The following is a 15,474-nucleotide window of genomic DNA, read 5'->3' on the forward strand; positions in this document are numbered from 1 at the left end:
ATCTTGACCGTGTCAGGCGTGATCACGGCGTCCGAGCCGTCATGGATAGCTCCGTTCACCGGTCTGAGTCCCCGCATCTTCGGCAGGTTGGTGACCGCGCTGCGTCGCGAGAGTGCCGACTCCCCGGGTCTGGGCCGGCCGTGGAAGCTGTCATTGGAAGACCGGATGCTGCTGGTCGCCGCGTATTGGCGGACGAACTTGACGATGCGGCAACTGGCCCTGTTGTTCGGGGTCTCGAAGTCGACGGTGGGCCGGGTGGTCGACGACCTTGGCCCGAGGTTTGCGCTGCGCCCTCGTCGGCGGTTGGCCAAGGACGCGGTGCTGATCGTGGACGGCACCTTGGTCCCCCCCGGGACCACACCGTGGCCGAGCAGTCGAAGAACTATCGCTATTCCACCAACCATCAGGTGGTCATCGACGCCGACACCCGCCTGGTCGTGGTGGTCGGTCGACCGTTGCCCGGCAACCGCAACGACTGCAAGGCATGGGCACTGTCCGGAGCCGAGGACGCGGTCGGCCGTACCACCGTGATCGCGGACGGCGGCTCCCGCGGCACCGGCCTGATCATCCCGCACCGCCGAGAACCCGGCCAGACCGAGCTACCAGCCTGGAAGGAAGCCCACAACACCCCCCACCGCAAAGTCCGTGCCCGAGTCGAGCACACCTTCGCCCGCATGAAGACCTGGAAGATCCTCCGCGACTGTCGTCTGAAAGGCGACGGCGTCCACCACGCCATGCTCGGCATCGCCTGCTTTCACAACCTTGCCCTGACCGGATAGCAGATCTATGCCTACCGGACCGCGTCTGCGACCGCGTTTGGGGTCTCAGTGCGCAGTGCTGGCGTGGTGGGAAATCCGGTTGACCCGATGTGGATGATGAAGGCGTGATCTCCAAGGAGCGTGCCGTCGAACGGGTGGAGTCGTTGCTGGCCACGATGCGGCTGGCACACGAGCTGGTCGTCCACGAGGTGAAGGAGCACGCGTTGGGCTGGCTCGTCTTCTGGAACTCGGCGGAGTACGCCCGCACACGCGATTTGCGCGGTCTCCTCGTCGGCGGCGGCCCCTACCTGGTGGACCGGTACGACGGGAGCGTCCACCACATCCCTGTCACCACGTGGGTGGGCGAGGACTGGGAGGAGCTCTACCTCCGGCAGATCAAGGGCGTGCGGGCGCACGACCCCCTGGCCGCTTCCGTGCTTGCGCTGATGAACTCAGCCGGGACGGTGGCCGCGATGCAACACCTCCGCAAGCAGGCTCCGCGCTTGAGCCTGCAGGAGGCGAGGACCTACGTCATGGCCGTCAGAAACGGAGCCGAGCCGCCACACGAACTGGCGGACCTCACCAGGGAAGAAGTGGTCTGCCCACCTCTGGCGATCGAAACAGTGGCCGGCCCGGACCGCCTGTAGTCCGCTTGTGAGGGCGAGGCCCAGATCGTGTGGCTACGGCAGACCTCAAACGCAGCCTGAGATTACTTGCGGGACAGCCGGGCCTTGACCCCGAATCCTGAACACGGGTTATGCGGCTTGTGCCAGCGTAGTTGGGGTGTAGTGGAGGGCGTTCTCGAAGGCGACCGGTGATCGTTGTCCGAGGCGGAGTGTCGCGGCGGGTGTTGTAGCGGTTCAGCCATCGGGAGGTGTCGAGTCGGGCCTCGCGCTCGGTCGGCCAGCTCTTTCGTCCTTGCAGGGTCTCGCGTTTGAAGGTCGCGTTGAAGGACTCGGCGAGTGCGTTGTCCGCGCTGGACCCGATCGCGCTCATGCTCCGCTGAACCCCTGCTGACCTGCAGGCTTCGGCGAAACCCCTGCTCGTGTACTGGGCTCCGTGGTCGGTGTGCATGATCGATCCGGCGAGACTGCCGCAGGTTCGGATCGCCGCGGCCAGGGCGTCGGTGACGAGGTCCGCGCGCATGTGGTCGGCGATCGCCCAGCCACACGGCGGGAGGCGAGATCAATGACGGTCGCCAGGTAACAGAACTTCCCGCCATGGAGGGGCAGGTAGGTGATGTCACCGACGTACTTCGTGTTCGGCCTGTCCGCGGTGAAGTCGCGGCCGATCAGGTCCGGCGCCTTGGCCGCGGCCGGGTCGGGAGGTGCCGTCCGATTCCTGGTGCACCGCCCGTATCCGGGCAACCAGGCTGCCGACGCGAAGCTCGCCACCCGGATACAGGCCGTGCACCGGGAGTCGGACGGCACCTACGGGGCCCCGAGGCTCACGGCCGGGTGCACCGCGGCATCGGCGGGGGCGCGGAGGAGGAGGGCCTCGTCGATGATGACGACGCAGGTGGCACGCGGGCTGAGCTTGAGGAGGCGGGCCCGGTCGACGCGCCGGAGGATGTGGTCCGCGTTGGCGGCCAGGGACCGTTCCGGGTAGGCGGCGCCGGCGAGGGCCCGGGCGTACTCCGGGGTCTGCACGGGCGCCGGGAAGTGGTGGAGGGCGTAGGTGTGGAGGTGGGAGGAGGTCCGCTCGACGCCGGTGGCCCGGGCGAGCCAGCCCGGCAGCGCGTCGGCCACCTGGTACTGCCCCTCGCCTGTCTGGTCCTGCCCAAGCAGCTCGGCGGCCGCGCGTTGTTCGTCGTCCGGGACCGGGTAGTGGGCGAGGAGGCGCGCGATCTGGTTCTTGCGCGGCGAGTGGAGACCGCGCTCGATCCGGCCGATGGAGTGGCTGTCGACGCCGAGGCGGTGGGCGACAGCAGCGATGGAGGCGCCCGCGTCGATGCGCAGGTGACGCAGGCGGGCGCCGAGGGCGCGGCCCAGCGCGGTGGCCCGGGCGGCGTCGGTGGTGAAGTCGGACACGGGAAGGCGTTCCTCGGGCGGGTTGACGGGGACTTGGCGGGTTGGCTGCCGGGGCGCGGCGGCCGTGCGGGCACCGCGCCCCTGCCAAGGCGCGGTGCCCTCGGTTCCCGGGCCGCGGCACGAAGGGAGGGGGCGGCCCGGGATGGTCTAGGGGTGGTGGCTGGTGATCACCGTGCAGCCGAACAGCTGGCGCACGAGGGAGATTGCGATGAGGTAGCGGCAGTCGTCGCTGATGAGGGGGACGAAGGTGTCGGCCTTGGGCTGGCTGGTCTGTCCGGGGCGGGGGTGGAGCGTGCCGCGGTATCCGACGACGGGTGCTTCGTGGACGCGCAGGACGACGTGGCCGGCGCGAAGGGAGGGGCAGGTGCTGAGGACACGGCCGAGGCAGGTCTCGCAGATGGGGGGCACCTCGGTGTTGACGCCCTCCCAGGTGGGCTCGGGGGTGGGGGCGGCGAGGGCCCACGGTATGCCGTCGTCGTTCCGCCCGGGCGGGCGGCCGCACTCTGCGCACCACAGGTGTTCCATGGCGTCGCGCTGCCGGCCGGGGTGGAGCGGGTCGCCGTGCACGGGCGGGCCGGCGGCGGGTCCGGTCGCCTGCCACAGGACGCTGTCGATGTCCCGCATCACGGCGTTGTGAAAGGAGTCGGTGTAGCGGACGCCGTCGTCGTCGACCGCGATGGCGAGGGGCAGCGGTGTCTCTCCGGCGCGCCGGGCGGCGTACGTCATCTCCGCAGCCCTTCCTGGCGGCCGGTGTCTTCCTCGTTCTCCGCGCGGGCCACGGCAGTCACGAGCGCGGCGAACGCGCCCAGCAGCGCCAGGGCGATCGTGCCGCCGATGCCCAGGCCGAGGACCAGGGCGGTCTTCGTGCTACCGGGCATGGCGGTGGACCTCGCGTAGTTCCAGGTTCCCGGCGAGGGCGAGGGCGGCGTCCGGGGGGATGGCGGTCTCGTATGTGGCGGTGGTGTATGCGCCTGCGGGGGTGGCGTCGGTGACCGCTTTCACGCCGGCTTCGGCCAGGAGCTGGTCGACGGCGGCCGCGAGAGCGGAGACGACGCCCTGGTCGCCGTCGGCGAGGTAGTCCGCGGCCGCGATGCAGCTCTCCTGCGACCAGCCGTGGCTGGTCGCCACCTGGACGGCGCAGGCGCGCTGATGCCGAGGAGGAAGAAGGGAGAGGAGGCCCTGGGTGTCGAGGGCGCCGATCCGGATCTTCTCCGTGGGCCGGGCCTCGGTGGGGACGGTCAGCCCCACGGTGCGCAGAGCGACCTGGAGACAGAGCAGCGCGCGGCCGGTTTCGTCCAGGTGGGTGTAGGCGAGCTGCGCGAGCCGCGCGTCATCGCCTGCGGGAACGGTGAGTTCGACCGTGGACGCCTCCCGGTCCATCGGCCGCAGCTTCGCCCGTGGAATCTCGGTGGTGAGCTGCCTGCTCAGCTCCTCGCCGGGACTGTCGGAGTCACCGACTCCGAACAGGGCCCGCAGCAGGCTCCGCGTTCCGGCGCGGACCCTGGTGGACTGGGCGTCACCGGCGCAGCTCTGGAGGCCGTCGGGCGGGAGGGACGCCGGCAGAACGTCCGTGGCGGTCATCGGCTTCATGTACGGGATTCCTGTCAGCGCGTGGTGCGGGGGAGAGGGCGGTGCGGCGCGACGACCTGGCCACCGGGCCCGAGACGTCCGGAGTCGGCGAAGCTGAAGACGCCGTTACAGCGGCGTTCCCACCCCTGCTCGTCGTGGACGATCAGCAGCTCTGCGGCCTCGGCGTCGGGGGCGGCCGGGTCCGGGTAACAGGGCCTGTGCGGGCACCGCCAGCCCGGCCCGTACACCGCCTCGCACATCGCCCGGTACTGCTCGGCCAGCAGCTCGGCGCCCTCCTCGGGGGGCCCGGCGGCTTTGCGGATCTCCTTCAGCCAGCCGAGGACGTCGGGCCGCGAGACATCGGCGATCTCGCGGACCGACGGCCCGATGTCGTGCGCCAGGACCGCCCGCCCCCTGTGGCGGTGGTAGAGCGTGACCCCGTCAGCGTCCGGCGAGGCTTCACTCCCGGCAGGGAAGAGGTGGATGCCCAGTTTGCCGAGCGTGATCAGGTGCCGCAGGTAGTCGATCTGCCGCAGGAGGAGCAGCCGCTGCTCCGGCTCGGGCCTGGGCAGGTAGTGCGACGGGTCGCCGGTCTCCTCGTGCAGGGAAAACGCGTGGGCGATGGTCGCGGGGTGGGCGTACCAGTGGACGACGCCGACCGGCTGGTGGGTGCGCATCGGCCAGGGCGAGGCGACGCGCGAGCGCGCCCAGGTGTGGTACTCCGGCTGGCGGATCATCGGCGGCGGGACCGTCAGCCTCACCACCTCGATCGTGGGGGAGGCGGTGTCCAGGTCCCGCACCTCGGCCAGGCTGAGCGTCGTCTTCACCGCAGGCAGGGGACGGTTGGAGCCGGGGCCGAACGGAACAGTGAGGGCCATGGGTTACTCCGGGGAGACGCTGTTGAGGTGGCTTTGGAGCATGACCGCGCCGGTGAAGTCGGGAAGGGCGGCGCGTTCGAACTCGGTGAAGGCGCCGGCGGCGGTGATGCGGGACGCCGGGGACACGGCGGTGACCTTGTGGAGGCGGTCGTAGACCAGGAGCGGGTCCGCGTCGCCCGGCTCGTAGTAGGCCGTGAGCCCTTCGAGGTGCCTGGCGCTGGCGGTCGGCTCGGGCACCAGGTGGAAGACCAGCCGCTCACGGCGTATCTGCCCGATCATGAACCTGAGCTGGCCGGCGATCATGTACCGGTCGGCGTCCGTACCCGGCGCCAGGCAGCCGCGCTTGAGAACCGACACCGGCGCGTACCAGTGCACCACCGCCTCCGGGGCCTCGTACACACGGTCGGCGGGGGGCGTCCGGTTCATCCGGTGCGCGGCCCAGGACCGGAAGTCGGGCAGGCACATCGCGGGCGGGGGCAGACAGACCTGCACGGTGTCGATCCGCACCGCGTTGCGTTCCACGCGCTGCACGGCCGGCCACGGCACCGGCTGGTCGACGGCGATCAGGCCGGTGGCGCTCACGAGGCCGTCCCCTGCTCCCCGGGCTCGGCCGAGGGCGCCGCGGCCGACAGCAGCGTCGTGGTGAGCCGGTCAGCCTGTTCGACCGTCAGCTGGACGTGGAGCCCCCCGAGGGGGTGTCGGCTGATCTCGACCCGGTCGGGTTCCGTGGCCGCGACGATGTGCGGGAGGAGGTGCATGCGCCCGGGCGGGATGTCCACGGTGACGATGTCCGGGCCGTACGAGGTGACGCTGACGTCGGCCTCTTCCGCACCTCCCACCGGCGCAAGGGCGTCGAGAGCGTCGCGGAGACGCAGCGCGGCGGCCTGCGCGTCGGTGAGCGCGGCCAGCACACGGCGCGCCAGGGCCCGGGCGGCGTCGCTGCGCAGGGTGCAGGTCAGCCACGGCACGCCGCCGCGGTCCCAGGCCATCACACGCACCACGGCGACCGGCTCCACACCCAGCAGCTCCAGCAGCACCTCGGGAGAGGTCTCCACCGGGGCCCGGACGTACGCGGCCAGCGCGGTCCGGTCGAACCGCGCCACGACCGTCGCCGTGCCGAAACTGCGCATGTCGCCGTTGCCGAGGCGGGCAGCCCTCAGAGCCCTGCCGAGGAGAAAGAGGGGCGGGAAGTCCATGGGGGAGTGGGCCTTTCGAGTTGGGACTCCCGGCCCGCCGGGGACGCTCCGACGGGGGGACGGAGGCGGTCGACCCGGGGGCCGGGAGGATCAGGAGGGGCTGATGCTGATCAGCCCGCTGGCGGCGACGCGGTCGTGAGGCGGCGGCGGCCCGTACTCGGTGAGCAGCCCCCGCAGCGGCCCCGGCGGCACCCGCTGCGCGGCGGCGAAGGGCCGCGCCCAGTAGGGGCCGGGGCCCGAATCGGCGCCCCGGCCGGGCAGCTGCACCGCGTACGGGGCACCGACGCACAGCGCCGCCGGGTGCCAGGACCAGCCGGCGGCGGTACCGGGCGGCACGCACCACAGCAGCAGGCCCGGCTCGGGCAGCCGGACCACGCCGGCCGTGACGCCCTGGACCTCGTCCATCGCGCGCAGAGCCCGGGCGGCGGCCATGCCGTCACAGGTGACAACCAGGTCGAACGTCCCGCCGAGGGGAAGTGCGGCCCGCGCCTCCCCGCCCGCCTTCTCCGTCGCCAGCAGAGCGCGGATCAGCGTGAGCAGGTGCCGGTCCTCCCGCTCCTCGGACGCCGGCTGGTCGGCGGTGAACGCGGCAGCGGCTCCGGCGTCGGCCATCAGCGCGGTCACATCAACCGCCAGTCGACCGGCGGGTGCTGAAGGAAAAAACCGGGCCCTTCGAGCTGGTCGAGGCGGGCCTCGTACGCGGCGGGCGTGTCCACGACGCTCTGCGGGGAGAGCGCCACGATGCCGTGGGCGAGACCGCGCCTGCACCGGCGCAGCGCCTCTTCGAGCTGGTCCCTGGAGCGGGGCTGGTCCCACAGGTTGCCGACGACCCTGAACCGGCCCTCGGACCACATCCGCAGGTGGGCCAGCGTCCTGGTCGGCCGGTTCAGCGTGCTCTCGACGCTGGCCTGGGCGTAGAGAATGACCGGCGGGCGCGCGAACTGGCCCGCACGGTTCTCGTACAGCCGGGTCCGGCGCCGACGCAGGTGCCAGTGCTCGACGGGCCCGCACTCGCTCCAGCTCTGCGGGCCGATCCTCTCCGCCACAGCGGCCGGCCGGGTCAGCACCGGCGCCGCAGGCGACGGAACCGGCAGCCGGGGCTTCCAGCCATCACCAGGCCCGGCGTCGGCCTCACCGTCGACCAGCTTGACCCGTGCTCCGCTCAGGAGCGCGTCGACCAACTGCTCGTCCGCGTCCGACAGCGTGGGCGGCTCGTACAGCGGGACGGCGTCACTGGCCGAGTGACGGCACCCGGGCCATTGGAACTGCTGCGGTGCCATCACCGTCCGACCCCCAGGGCTGGCCAGACGGCGACGAGCGCCCTGGAGCCGGCCTCGAAGGAGCTGGTGTCCAGCTCGCGGACGACCGCGCGTGCGTTCCTCCGGACGGCGCTGGTCTGGTTCGTGGGCGCGGTGGGGGAGTCGCTGACAAAGCGAGTGCGTCCATCTCGGCTATCGCGACGACGGATCGCACGAGATAGGGCCAGGGGGAGACGCATGACACAACTCCTGAAGGGATAAGGCCAAGTGGGGAGAGCTACGCCTGAAGAAGCCGACGGCAGACCAGTAGGCTGGGTGATTCGGCCGCTACGTTGAGCGAACCCTGAAAAGCTGTCAGGAGGTAGGTCCGCGGGGCCGCCAAGGCCGCCAAAGGCGCCAAAGATCATTTCGGAACAGAGGGGTAGCCATGGCCCGTGAGCGCAACCTTGCTCTCGCCGCGCTCCTGCGCGAAGCAGGCTGGTCTCAGCCTCAAGCGGCGGCCGCGGTTGGCCGAGTGGCTGCGGAAAGTGGTGTGCGTGAGCTGGAGAACATCTCCCGCTCTCACATCTCCATGTGGGTTCTGGGCACGAACCCGAGCGGGCGAGCGCCCCATATCCTGCGCGAGACGTTGTCCCGCAGGCTCGGCCGCCCACTCACCCTGGCCGACCTCGGGTTAAGGGAAGAAGCAGCCTCCGCCGATCCCAGCCCGGACTGGACCGTCGATCCTCTGACTGCGCTGGCCGAGATGGGAAGCGACGACCTGGACATGCACCGACGCAAACTGCTGGCGACCGCCGCCTACTCCGCCGCCGGCCTCGCCGTGCCCACGACCGCCTGGTGGTCAGCCGCTCCAGCCAGAGCAGCCAGCCGTACGCCGGTCTCCGCCCGGCTGGTGACCCAGGCGGATATCGACGATGTCCGCGGCCTCACGAGCTTCTACTCGGCGCGCGATCAGCAGCGCGGAGGAGCCGACGGACGCACGGCCCTGGCCGGTCACCTTCGCGACGAAGCAGGGCCCCTCCTCGGCAGGCGCTTCCGCACGGAACAGCAGCGCAGAGACGCGTACTCCGCCGTCGCCGAGATGACGTACCTGGCCGGCTGGATGGCCTTCGACGCCTCCGAGCACCGCACGGCCCAGCGATACCTCATCGCCGCCACCCACATCGCGGCAGAAGCCGGAGATGGCCCCCTCGCCGGCCACATCCTCCGAGCGCTCGCGCACCAAGCAGTTGATCTTGGGCACCCCCGAAAGGCGCTCGCACTGGCCGACGCCTCCATGTCCCGTGACCGCTACGGGCAGGCCAGCCAGCGCGAGAAGGCTCTACTGGCGATCGTTCACGCACGGGCGCTCGCCGCCGATGGCGACCGGCCCGGCACCATCGCGGCCATCAATCGAGCCGAACGGGACCTCGCGCGAGCTGACGGCGAGGCGGCACCGAGCCGCGTGGACTTCTTCCAAGAAGCCTCCCTTGCCCACGAGACCGCCTGCGCCTTGCGGGACATGGGGCAATCGGTCGACGCGGAGATCCACTTCCGCCGCAGCGTTGCCACGCGCCGGAAGCAGCAGTACGCCCGCACCCACAGCGTCACCCTCGGGTACCTCGGCGCCGTCCAGGTCGAACAGGGCCGTCTTGACGAAGCGTGTGCCACCTGGCGCAGGGCTCTCGACGCCATGACCGGAGTCCATTCGGGCCGCGCTCGGGACGTCATCGTCCGAATGCAGAGTGACCTTTCGCCCGTCCGGCAGCGCGGAGGTCGTCACGTAGTCGAACTGGACCGCCGGGCGAGGGAGATGCTCCGGGCCATAGGCTGACTCCGGCGCCGGCCCGATGCTTCTCGGGCCGGCTACCGGACAGCGCTTCCGAAGGAGAGGGCCGAACGCCATGGTGACAATCGAGGTTGAACCCGTCGCAACCGTGGTCGGGGGGCATCTTCACGTTCAGGACGACTACCAGGCGGGCGTCAAGTCGATCATCAGGATCAACGAGAAGTACCCCCTTGAGACACTGCAAGGGATCGAGGAGTTCTCCCACCTGCTGGTGCTGTGGCACTTCCACCTGGCACGGCCGGAGGATATTCAACTGCACGCACGTAGCCCCCGAGGAAACGCGCGGTGGCCGGCGACCGGGACGTTCGTCCACTGCAACCACCGCAGGCCCAATCAACTTGGGACCAGCACCCCGGAACTGCTGGACGTGGATGGCCGGGATCTCCTGGTGACGGGCCTGGACGCCGTCGACGGGACGCCCATCGTGGACGTGAAGCCGTACATGCTTCAGTTCGCTCCTCCCCCTGAGAAGGTCCGTCAGCCAGCGTGGCCAGGTGAGATGCTGGCCGATTACTGGCGGGACGCATCGGAGCGCCCGTAGGCCGGGTGGCGCCCGTGGCGCCGAAATCACTTGGTGGATCTCGGCGGCGGGGTCTACGGCCAACCGTGCTCGGTGAGCTGCTCGCCGCCCTTGAGGTAGCCGAGCAGTCCGGCCTCGGGGTAGGCGATGATGTCTTCGGGCAGCTCGTGTACGGACCACCATCGTAGGTCGAGGCACTTCTCGGGCTCGCGGTTGACCGGCTCGCCCTTCCACGTGGTGGCCAGGAAGAACAAGCCGATGCGCTCGGTCTCGTCGTTCTGCTTGTGGTGCACGACGTGCACGAGCCGCAGATGCTCGGGGTCGACTTCGACGCCGGTCTCTTCGCTCAGCTCGCGCGCTGCACCGACGGTGAGCGGCTCGCCGGCGTCCAGCTTGCCCGAGGGGGCGTGCCAGCGGCCGTATCCGTACGAGCCCCCGCGTTGCGACAGCAGCACCTTGTCGCCGTCACGCAGAATCACGTGCGTGTCGATCACGGGGGTCGCGGGTGATGGGGTCATGTGTTCACCGTGGGGTCGTCGGGTGTGGTGGGGCTGCTGACGCTACCCCTGGGAGCAGGAACGGCGTCGGCGATCCGCTTCGCTACATCCTCAGGGGTGGACATCGTGGAGTCGAGCACGAGCACCTTGACGCCGAGGGTCATCAGGGTCTGCGCGGCGTTCCTGTAGAGGTCGACCTCGCGGGCAGGGCCCGACGGGTCGTCGTGGAATCGGTGACGCTTCCCGCGCTCGGCGATCCGGGCGGCTGCGGTTGAGGGGTCGGCCGTGAGGATCACGGTCAGGTCGGGCAGCAGGATGTGCCGGTTCAGCGCGAGCAGGAACGGCTCGGGGACGCCGTCGAGCTGTTGGAGGACGAGACTCGATGCGAGGTAGCGGTCGCACAGGACGGTGTTGCCGACCGTGAGCCTGGGGATGAGCTCGGTGTCGATGTGCTCGTACCGGTTCGCCGCGACGAGACAGGCGAGGGCACGGCCACGGAAGTGGTTTGCGTTGGCGCGGATGAACTCGCCGAGGTCGCTCGTCGAGGGCTCCGTCGTCGACCACACGCTGTCGCCCCGGTCGGCAAGCAGGCGGCGAAGCTCAGCGACCGTGGTCGACTTCCCGACGCCGCACGGCCCGTCGATAGCGACGAACGCCCCCGTGTACTCGGTCACGAAAGGACCCCCGAGCGGTTCCGGTCGTGCTGCTCACGGGTGAGCATGGCGAGCTTCGTGCGCAGCTTGGCCAGGGGGACCGTGCCGAATTGCACGCCGACCGAGAAGTTGAACTCGTCTCGGGCGCGCATGGACTCCTCGGCGCCGTCGGCGGTGAGGTCGACGTCGGAGTACGCGAGCAGGGTGTCGGGGTTGTGCCCGTCGGCCGTCAGCTTGGTCCAGATCGGCGTTCCGGGGTAGGGCCGGAACTCGAACACGCTCGCCCGGAACCTGCCGGCGCCGTACCGGTCAGCGACCGACCACAGGTTGTGGATGTGGCGCACGGTGGCGTCGAGGTCTTCCTGCTGTTCCCCGGGATACCCGAGGATGAAGTACCCCTTGACGCCGATGCCGCGTGCGAGCAGGCGCTCGGCGACCTGCTCGGTCATCTCCGCCGTGATGCGCTTGTCCATGCCGGCGAGGACCCGGTCGCTCCCCGACTCGATCCCGAGGGCGACCTCGCGCAGCCCGTTCGCCTTGAGGGTGTCGAGCATGGCGTCGTCGAGCCGGTCGAACACGTTGATCCGCCCCGTGGCGTCCCAGACGTACCGGTCACCGATCCGGTGCCGGGTGAACGCCTCCATTTGCGGGACGATCACCCGTTTCGCGCCGAGGAACAGGTCGTCGACGAACCGGTACGCGGTCGTTCCGTAGGTGTCGTGCAGGTGGTCGAGCTCGTCGACGATGCCCTCGGGCGACCGGGGCCGGATCTTGACGTCGGGGTTCGCCGAGACGGCGGCGCCGCAGAACCCGCAGTCGTACGGGCAGCCGCGCGAGCCGACGATGTTCGCCTCCGTCCGGCCGTCGTCGGCGGCGTACGGGTCCTGGGGCAGGAACTCGCGGTTCACGAGCGGCAGGGCGTCGATGTCCGGGCTGAGCCAGGCGCCCGGCTTCTCACGCGCGATGCCGGCGGCGCGCGTGCCGAGCAGCCGGTCGCGCCACATGACCCCGGGCAGTTCGGCGCGTCGCCGCTCGTCGGCCAGGAGCGCGGCGACACGGGGCTCGCCCTCGCCGATCACCAGGGCGCGCAGGTTGGTCATGCGGGGGTCGGCGAGGATGCGGTCGGGCATCGCGCGGGCGTGGTGTCCACCGACCATGAGGGCGATGTCGGGGTCGAGCGCGGCGGCGATCCGGGCCGACATCTCGTACGTGGGGGCGAGTAGGTTCATCCCCACCCACCGGGGCCGGATCTCGTTGATCAGGTGGGCCGTCGCCTCGACGCCGAGCCCGAGCGCCTCGGCGTCCAGAACGCCGACGTTGAAACCGGCCTGCTGCGCGTATGTGGCGATGTACGCCATGCCCAGCACGGGCAGGGTGTAGTCGTTGGTTCGGGGCCGTAGGGCGTAGTCGCGAAGCGGCGCGTTCACGAACAGGGCGTCGAGCTCCCGGTTCGGGTCGGCACCGGCGATGAGGTCAGAGGTCGCTCTGGCGTCCTCGGCGGCCGTTAAGGTCATTGCTCCCCCATGTGAGAGTGAACAGGGTCAGGGCGTGCAGTTGAGGTCGTGCGGGCGCCCAGCGGCGCCACAGAGCCTCGAACTCCGCTTCCGTCTGCGGCAGTTCGAGACCCAGGGCTGCTTTCCGGGCCCACGTCCGCACGGCCAGGTCCCCGTGCGGGTAGATCGAGAAATCGCCGGTGAAGTCGGCCGCGGCAGCGCTCGCCGTCCACGGGCCGATCCCGCGCACCCCGACGAGCTCTTTCATCAGGCTCTCGGGGCCGAGCGCGGACCAGTGATCGCCCCGGTCGAGGTACGCCTCGGCAGCGGCGCGCAGGGCCCTCCGGTTGAACTTCGTCCCGACGGAGGCGAACCCGTCGTCGGAGAGACCGAGCACCGTCTCGGGACTCGGAACGAGCGGAAGGTCGCCGACGGCCGTTGCGACCGTCCGCCCGTACGCGCCGTAGAACGTGCGGTGCTTCCGCAGCGCCTGCTTGGCGCTCACCACCTGGCGGAGGATCGCCGTCGTGACCGCGTCCCACAGTGAGGGATTGTTGAGGCGGGCGACCGTGCCCAGGCGCACCAACTCGGCGAGCAGCGGTCCGGCCTCCCTCGGGGCAGGCAGGTCGACCGGGGAGGTGAAGGCGGGCGACGGCTGCTCGGCAGCGCCGTCCGCCTCGATGGACGACACGGAGAGGTGCCCCTGCTCGTCGTTCCACACGGCGAGCCACACGGCCCCCCCGTTCTCGACCAGACGGACCCGGCCCCCATCAGAAGTCGTGCGCCATCCGGGGTGCTCAGTGATGATCTTCGTACTCATGGGCTCGATTCCGGTCGTGAGGAGCTGGTTCAGGTCGGAGGGTAGATGGCCTACGTGCGTATCCCGAAGGGCTGCACGAAAGTCCCTCTCCACTCGGCTCCCCCTCCGCTCCCGAGCACCACGGTGACGCCGTGCCTGCCGGAGACAGCCGGCCCGAGATCCGGGCCCGCGGCGAGAGCGGCTGTGGTGGGCCGCCCCACTGCACTGAGTAAAGCCCTGCCGGGGCGGCAGCAGACAGCTCACAATGGGGGCTCACACATCACACACTCAGCCCGTTTGTGAGCCCCCCTTACGGCCGCGCGGAAGGCTCCCGGGCGAGCAGACGCGCGGGCGCAGAGGCCCGGCGGAGGAGGTGCCGTGGCACGTTGGCAGGAGCGGGACTGGCAACCGAACGAGGACTTAGCACGGCTCGTGGCGATCTCCGGCGCCAGCTACGAATCGCTCGCCAAGCGGGTCAACGCGCTCGCAGAACAAGCAGGCAGACCGACCGATTACACCCATACGAGTGTTACCAACTGGGTACAACGCGGCATGATCCCCCGAGCCCCCGCACCGGCCTGCATAGCCGCTGCGCTGGGCGAACGCCTCGGGCGACGCATCGACTTGAGCGAGATCGGCATGACGAGACCGCGCCGCGAGACCAGCATGATCGGGTTGGATTTCCCCCGTAGCCCATCAGACGCCGTGCGCGGCGCCATCGCCTTCTGGAGACTCGTGGACCTGGACCGCCGCAAACTCCTACGCGGCTCCTTCGCCGTCGGAGCCTTCGCCCTCGCGACCACCCGGTGGCTCGCCGTCCCCGCTGCCGCCACCCCACCCACCGAGCACCACGGCGCCCGGCGCGTCGGCCAGAACGAGCTGGCCGAGCTGTGGGACGCCGTCGAGGACGCCCGTATCTGGGACTCCCGTTTCGGCGGCGGCAACTGGAAGGCCTCCTCCGTCGCGACCTGCCTGAAGGACCGCGCCGCACCGATGCTCCAGGGCAGCTACAGCGAGAAAATCGGCCACGACCTGCTCCGGGTGACGGCCGAGCTGTCCCGCGTCGTCGGCTGGTCGGCATTCGACGCCGGCCAGCACGACGCCGCCCAGCGCTACCTCATCCAGGCCCTGGCCATGGCGCGCGCCGCCGGCGACATCCAGGTCGGCGCGTACGTCCTCTCCACCATGTCCCTGTCCGCCTTCCTCCGCGGGCATCCCGGTGAGGCCGTCGACATGGCCGAAGGCGCATACGAGCGGGCCAAGCACGTCGCCAGCCCCAAGGTCCTGAGCTTCGCGAAGCTCGCGCAGGCCCGCGCCCACGCCCGGGCCGGAGAGGGACCGGAGGCCACCGCGGCGCTCCTCGCCGCCGAACGCCACCTCGCCGGAGCCACCGGCGACGACCCGGCCTGGATGAACTACTACACCCCCGAACGGATCGCCACCGACGCCACCGAGATCCACCGCGACCTCGGCGCCACGGCGGCCGCGCTCGACTGGGGCCGCCAAGCGGCCGCCATGTCCCCCGGCCGCTACACCCGCGCCGTCGGCATCCGCCTCGCCGTCGAAGCCTCCACGCACCTACGAGCCGGAGACCGCGAGCAGGGGCTCGACGCCGGGCGCCGCTCCGTCGACCTCCTCGCTGAGGTGCGCTCCGCCCGCGCGCACGGCTACGTCCACGACCTCACCGTCACCCTGGCCCCGCACAGGTCCGACCCCGAGGTCGACGCCTTCATCGCGTACGCGGAGCGCCAGCTCGCCGCCTGAGCGCCCGTTAGGGGAGGGGCGGAACAGAGCCGGGGCCGATGTCGTCGCGGAGCCGGAGGAACTTGACCGGGTGCCGGTACCGGCCTGCGTCGTCCACTGAGGTGTCGGCGGTGACCTCGGCGACGAGGGCCGGTTCGACGGGGACGTGCGGCTGCGCGCCGTCGTCTCGGCGGTCAACCGCTCGCACCGTTAACGGGCAACTCGCGTCGCTCTGAAAACACCCAAGGCCA

The 15,474-nt window shown here is 70.7% G+C and carries 18 protein-coding genes and 2 pseudogenes; 5 read left to right on the forward strand and 15 right to left on the reverse strand.

Going from position 1 to position 15,474, the window contains the following annotated elements; genetic code table 11:
- The first annotated feature begins 9 nt into the window (after window positions 1–9).
- Together ABZ863_RS31980 and ABZ863_RS31985 are read left to right on the forward strand one after the other, a co-directional pair.
- A pseudogene (locus ABZ863_RS31980) lies at window positions 10–779 on the forward strand (transposase).
- A 104-nt stretch (window positions 780–883) separates the two neighbouring features.
- Complete coding sequence (locus ABZ863_RS31985) at window positions 884–1,405, forward strand: YrhB domain-containing protein (protein ID WP_358543158.1); 522 nt, start codon at window positions 884–886, stop codon at window positions 1,403–1,405.
- A 108-nt stretch (window positions 1,406–1,513) separates the two neighbouring features.
- Here the strand turns inward: ABZ863_RS31985 and ABZ863_RS31990 are convergent.
- The 10 genes and pseudogenes from ABZ863_RS31990 to ABZ863_RS32035 all read right to left on the reverse strand — a co-directional run.
- Window positions 1,514–2,095: pseudogene (locus ABZ863_RS31990) on the reverse strand (IS3 family transposase); the annotation flags it as partial.
- Window positions 2,096–2,188: 93 nt separating this feature from the next.
- Window positions 2,189–2,788 carry a Scr1 family TA system antitoxin-like transcriptional regulator gene (locus tag ABZ863_RS31995; protein WP_358543161.1) on the reverse strand — a complete coding sequence of 200 codons (600 nt, stop codon included), beginning with the start codon at window positions 2,786–2,788 and terminating at the stop codon, window positions 2,189–2,191.
- A 147-nt stretch (window positions 2,789–2,935) separates the two neighbouring features.
- Window positions 2,936–3,514, reverse strand: coding sequence for a hypothetical protein (locus tag ABZ863_RS32000; RefSeq protein ID WP_358543164.1), 579 nt, complete (start codon window positions 3,512–3,514; stop codon window positions 2,936–2,938).
- Window positions 3,511–3,666 (reverse strand): hypothetical protein, encoded by a 156-nt coding sequence (locus ABZ863_RS32005; protein ID WP_165398242.1) that lies wholly within the window; start codon window positions 3,664–3,666, stop codon window positions 3,511–3,513. Before ABZ863_RS32005 ends, ABZ863_RS32000 begins: the two co-directional genes overlap by 4 nt.
- On the reverse strand, window positions 3,656–4,378 hold the full coding sequence (locus ABZ863_RS32010) for a hypothetical protein (RefSeq protein ID WP_358543167.1): 723 nt from the start codon (window positions 4,376–4,378) through the stop codon (window positions 3,656–3,658). The genes ABZ863_RS32005 and ABZ863_RS32010 overlap by 11 nt, the downstream gene beginning before the upstream one ends.
- Window positions 4,379–4,392: 14 nt before the next feature.
- Window positions 4,393–5,235, reverse strand: coding sequence for a DUF5999 family protein (locus ABZ863_RS32015; protein WP_358543169.1), 843 nt, complete (start codon window positions 5,233–5,235; stop codon window positions 4,393–4,395).
- Between the two features lie 3 nt (window positions 5,236–5,238).
- Window positions 5,239–5,817: a hypothetical protein gene (locus ABZ863_RS32020; protein ID WP_358543172.1), complete on the reverse strand. Its 579-nt coding sequence runs from the start codon at window positions 5,815–5,817 to the stop codon at window positions 5,239–5,241.
- Window positions 5,814–6,431, reverse strand: a complete 618-nt coding sequence (locus tag ABZ863_RS32025; RefSeq protein WP_358543175.1) for a hypothetical protein — start codon at window positions 6,429–6,431, stop codon at window positions 5,814–5,816. The genes ABZ863_RS32020 and ABZ863_RS32025 overlap by 4 nt, the downstream gene beginning before the upstream one ends.
- A 90-nt stretch (window positions 6,432–6,521) precedes the next feature.
- Window positions 6,522–7,043 carry a hypothetical protein gene (locus ABZ863_RS32030; protein WP_358543178.1) on the reverse strand — a complete coding sequence of 174 codons (522 nt, stop codon included), beginning with the start codon at window positions 7,041–7,043 and terminating at the stop codon, window positions 6,522–6,524.
- 8 nt (window positions 7,044–7,051) lie between these two features.
- The gene (locus ABZ863_RS32035; RefSeq protein WP_358543180.1) at window positions 7,052–7,711 is read right to left on the reverse strand and encodes a hypothetical protein; all 660 of its coding nucleotides are present in this window, start codon (window positions 7,709–7,711) and stop codon (window positions 7,052–7,054) included.
- A 493-nt stretch (window positions 7,712–8,204) separates the two neighbouring features.
- Between ABZ863_RS32035 and ABZ863_RS32040 the strand changes: the two genes are divergently transcribed.
- Both ABZ863_RS32040 and ABZ863_RS32045 read left to right on the forward strand, forming a co-directional pair.
- Window positions 8,205–9,503, forward strand: coding sequence for a hypothetical protein (locus tag ABZ863_RS32040; protein ID WP_358543183.1), 1,299 nt, complete (start codon window positions 8,205–8,207; stop codon window positions 9,501–9,503).
- 70 nt (window positions 9,504–9,573) lie between these two features.
- Window positions 9,574–10,059, forward strand: coding sequence for an SAM-dependent methyltransferase (locus ABZ863_RS32045; protein ID WP_266435456.1), 486 nt, complete (start codon window positions 9,574–9,576; stop codon window positions 10,057–10,059).
- A 53-nt stretch (window positions 10,060–10,112) separates the two neighbouring features.
- Here ABZ863_RS32045 and ABZ863_RS32050 read toward each other — a convergent pair whose 3' ends face one another.
- The 4 genes from ABZ863_RS32050 to ABZ863_RS32065 are packed head-to-tail and all read right to left on the reverse strand — an operon-like array spanning window position 10,113 to window position 13,501.
- A complete protein-coding gene (locus ABZ863_RS32050) occupies window positions 10,113–10,556 on the reverse strand; it encodes an NUDIX domain-containing protein (protein WP_358543186.1) in 444 nt (147 codons plus the stop codon).
- Window positions 10,553–11,209, reverse strand: a complete 657-nt coding sequence (gene tmk / locus ABZ863_RS32055) for a dTMP kinase (protein ID WP_358543188.1) — start codon at window positions 11,207–11,209, stop codon at window positions 10,553–10,555. The genes ABZ863_RS32050 and tmk overlap by 4 nt, the downstream gene beginning before the upstream one ends.
- Window positions 11,206–12,702 (reverse strand): radical SAM protein, encoded by a 1,497-nt coding sequence (locus ABZ863_RS32060; protein ID WP_358543191.1) that lies wholly within the window; start codon window positions 12,700–12,702, stop codon window positions 11,206–11,208. Before ABZ863_RS32060 ends, tmk begins: the two co-directional genes overlap by 4 nt.
- Entirely contained in the window at window positions 12,662–13,501 is an 840-nt protein-coding gene (locus ABZ863_RS32065) for a hypothetical protein (protein ID WP_358543194.1), read from the reverse strand. Before ABZ863_RS32065 ends, ABZ863_RS32060 begins: the two co-directional genes overlap by 41 nt.
- A gap of 357 nt (window positions 13,502–13,858) precedes the next feature.
- On the opposite strand from ABZ863_RS32065, the gene ABZ863_RS32070 reads away from it, so the two are divergent.
- Window positions 13,859–15,244, forward strand: a complete 1,386-nt coding sequence (locus tag ABZ863_RS32070) for a sporulation protein (protein ID WP_358543197.1) — start codon at window positions 13,859–13,861, stop codon at window positions 15,242–15,244.
- A 7-nt stretch (window positions 15,245–15,251) separates the two neighbouring features.
- Here ABZ863_RS32070 and ABZ863_RS32075 read toward each other — a convergent pair.
- Window positions 15,252–15,474, reverse strand: a 223-nt coding sequence (locus tag ABZ863_RS32075) for a hypothetical protein (RefSeq protein WP_358543200.1), incomplete at its 5' end; no start/stop codon positions are given.

It is taken from the genome of Saccharomonospora sp. NPDC046836, assembly GCF_040645195.1.
Taxonomy (GTDB): domain Bacteria; phylum Actinomycetota; class Actinomycetes; order Mycobacteriales; family Pseudonocardiaceae; genus Prauserella_A.

Excerpts from the sequence above, each read along its gene's own strand:
- ABZ863_RS32000 (WP_358543164.1), bottom strand. The coding sequence starts at position 3,514 with ATGACGTACGCCGCCCGGCGCGCCGGAGAGACACCGCTGCCCCTCGCC.
- ABZ863_RS32005 (WP_165398242.1), bottom strand. The coding sequence starts at position 3,666 with ATGCCCGGTAGCACGAAGACCGCCCTGGTCCTCGGCCTGGGCATCGGC.
- ABZ863_RS32010 (WP_358543167.1), bottom strand. The coding sequence starts at position 4,378 with ATGAAGCCGATGACCGCCACGGACGTTCTGCCGGCGTCCCTCCCGCCC.
- ABZ863_RS32015 (WP_358543169.1), bottom strand. The coding sequence starts at position 5,235 with ATGGCCCTCACTGTTCCGTTCGGCCCCGGCTCCAACCGTCCCCTGCCT.
- ABZ863_RS32025 (WP_358543175.1), bottom strand. The coding sequence starts at position 6,431 with ATGGACTTCCCGCCCCTCTTTCTCCTCGGCAGGGCTCTGAGGGCTGCC.
- ABZ863_RS32030 (WP_358543178.1), bottom strand. The coding sequence starts at position 7,043 with ATGGCCGACGCCGGAGCCGCTGCCGCGTTCACCGCCGACCAGCCGGCG.
- ABZ863_RS32035 (WP_358543180.1), bottom strand. The coding sequence starts at position 7,711 with ATGGCACCGCAGCAGTTCCAATGGCCCGGGTGCCGTCACTCGGCCAGT.
- ABZ863_RS32045 (WP_266435456.1), top strand. The coding sequence starts at position 9,574 with ATGGTGACAATCGAGGTTGAACCCGTCGCAACCGTGGTCGGGGGGCAT.
- ABZ863_RS32050 (WP_358543186.1), bottom strand. The coding sequence starts at position 10,556 with ATGACCCCATCACCCGCGACCCCCGTGATCGACACGCACGTGATTCTG.
- ABZ863_RS32060 (WP_358543191.1), bottom strand. The coding sequence starts at position 12,702 with ATGACCTTAACGGCCGCCGAGGACGCCAGAGCGACCTCTGACCTCATC.
- ABZ863_RS32065 (WP_358543194.1), bottom strand. The coding sequence starts at position 13,501 with ATGAGTACGAAGATCATCACTGAGCACCCCGGATGGCGCACGACTTCT.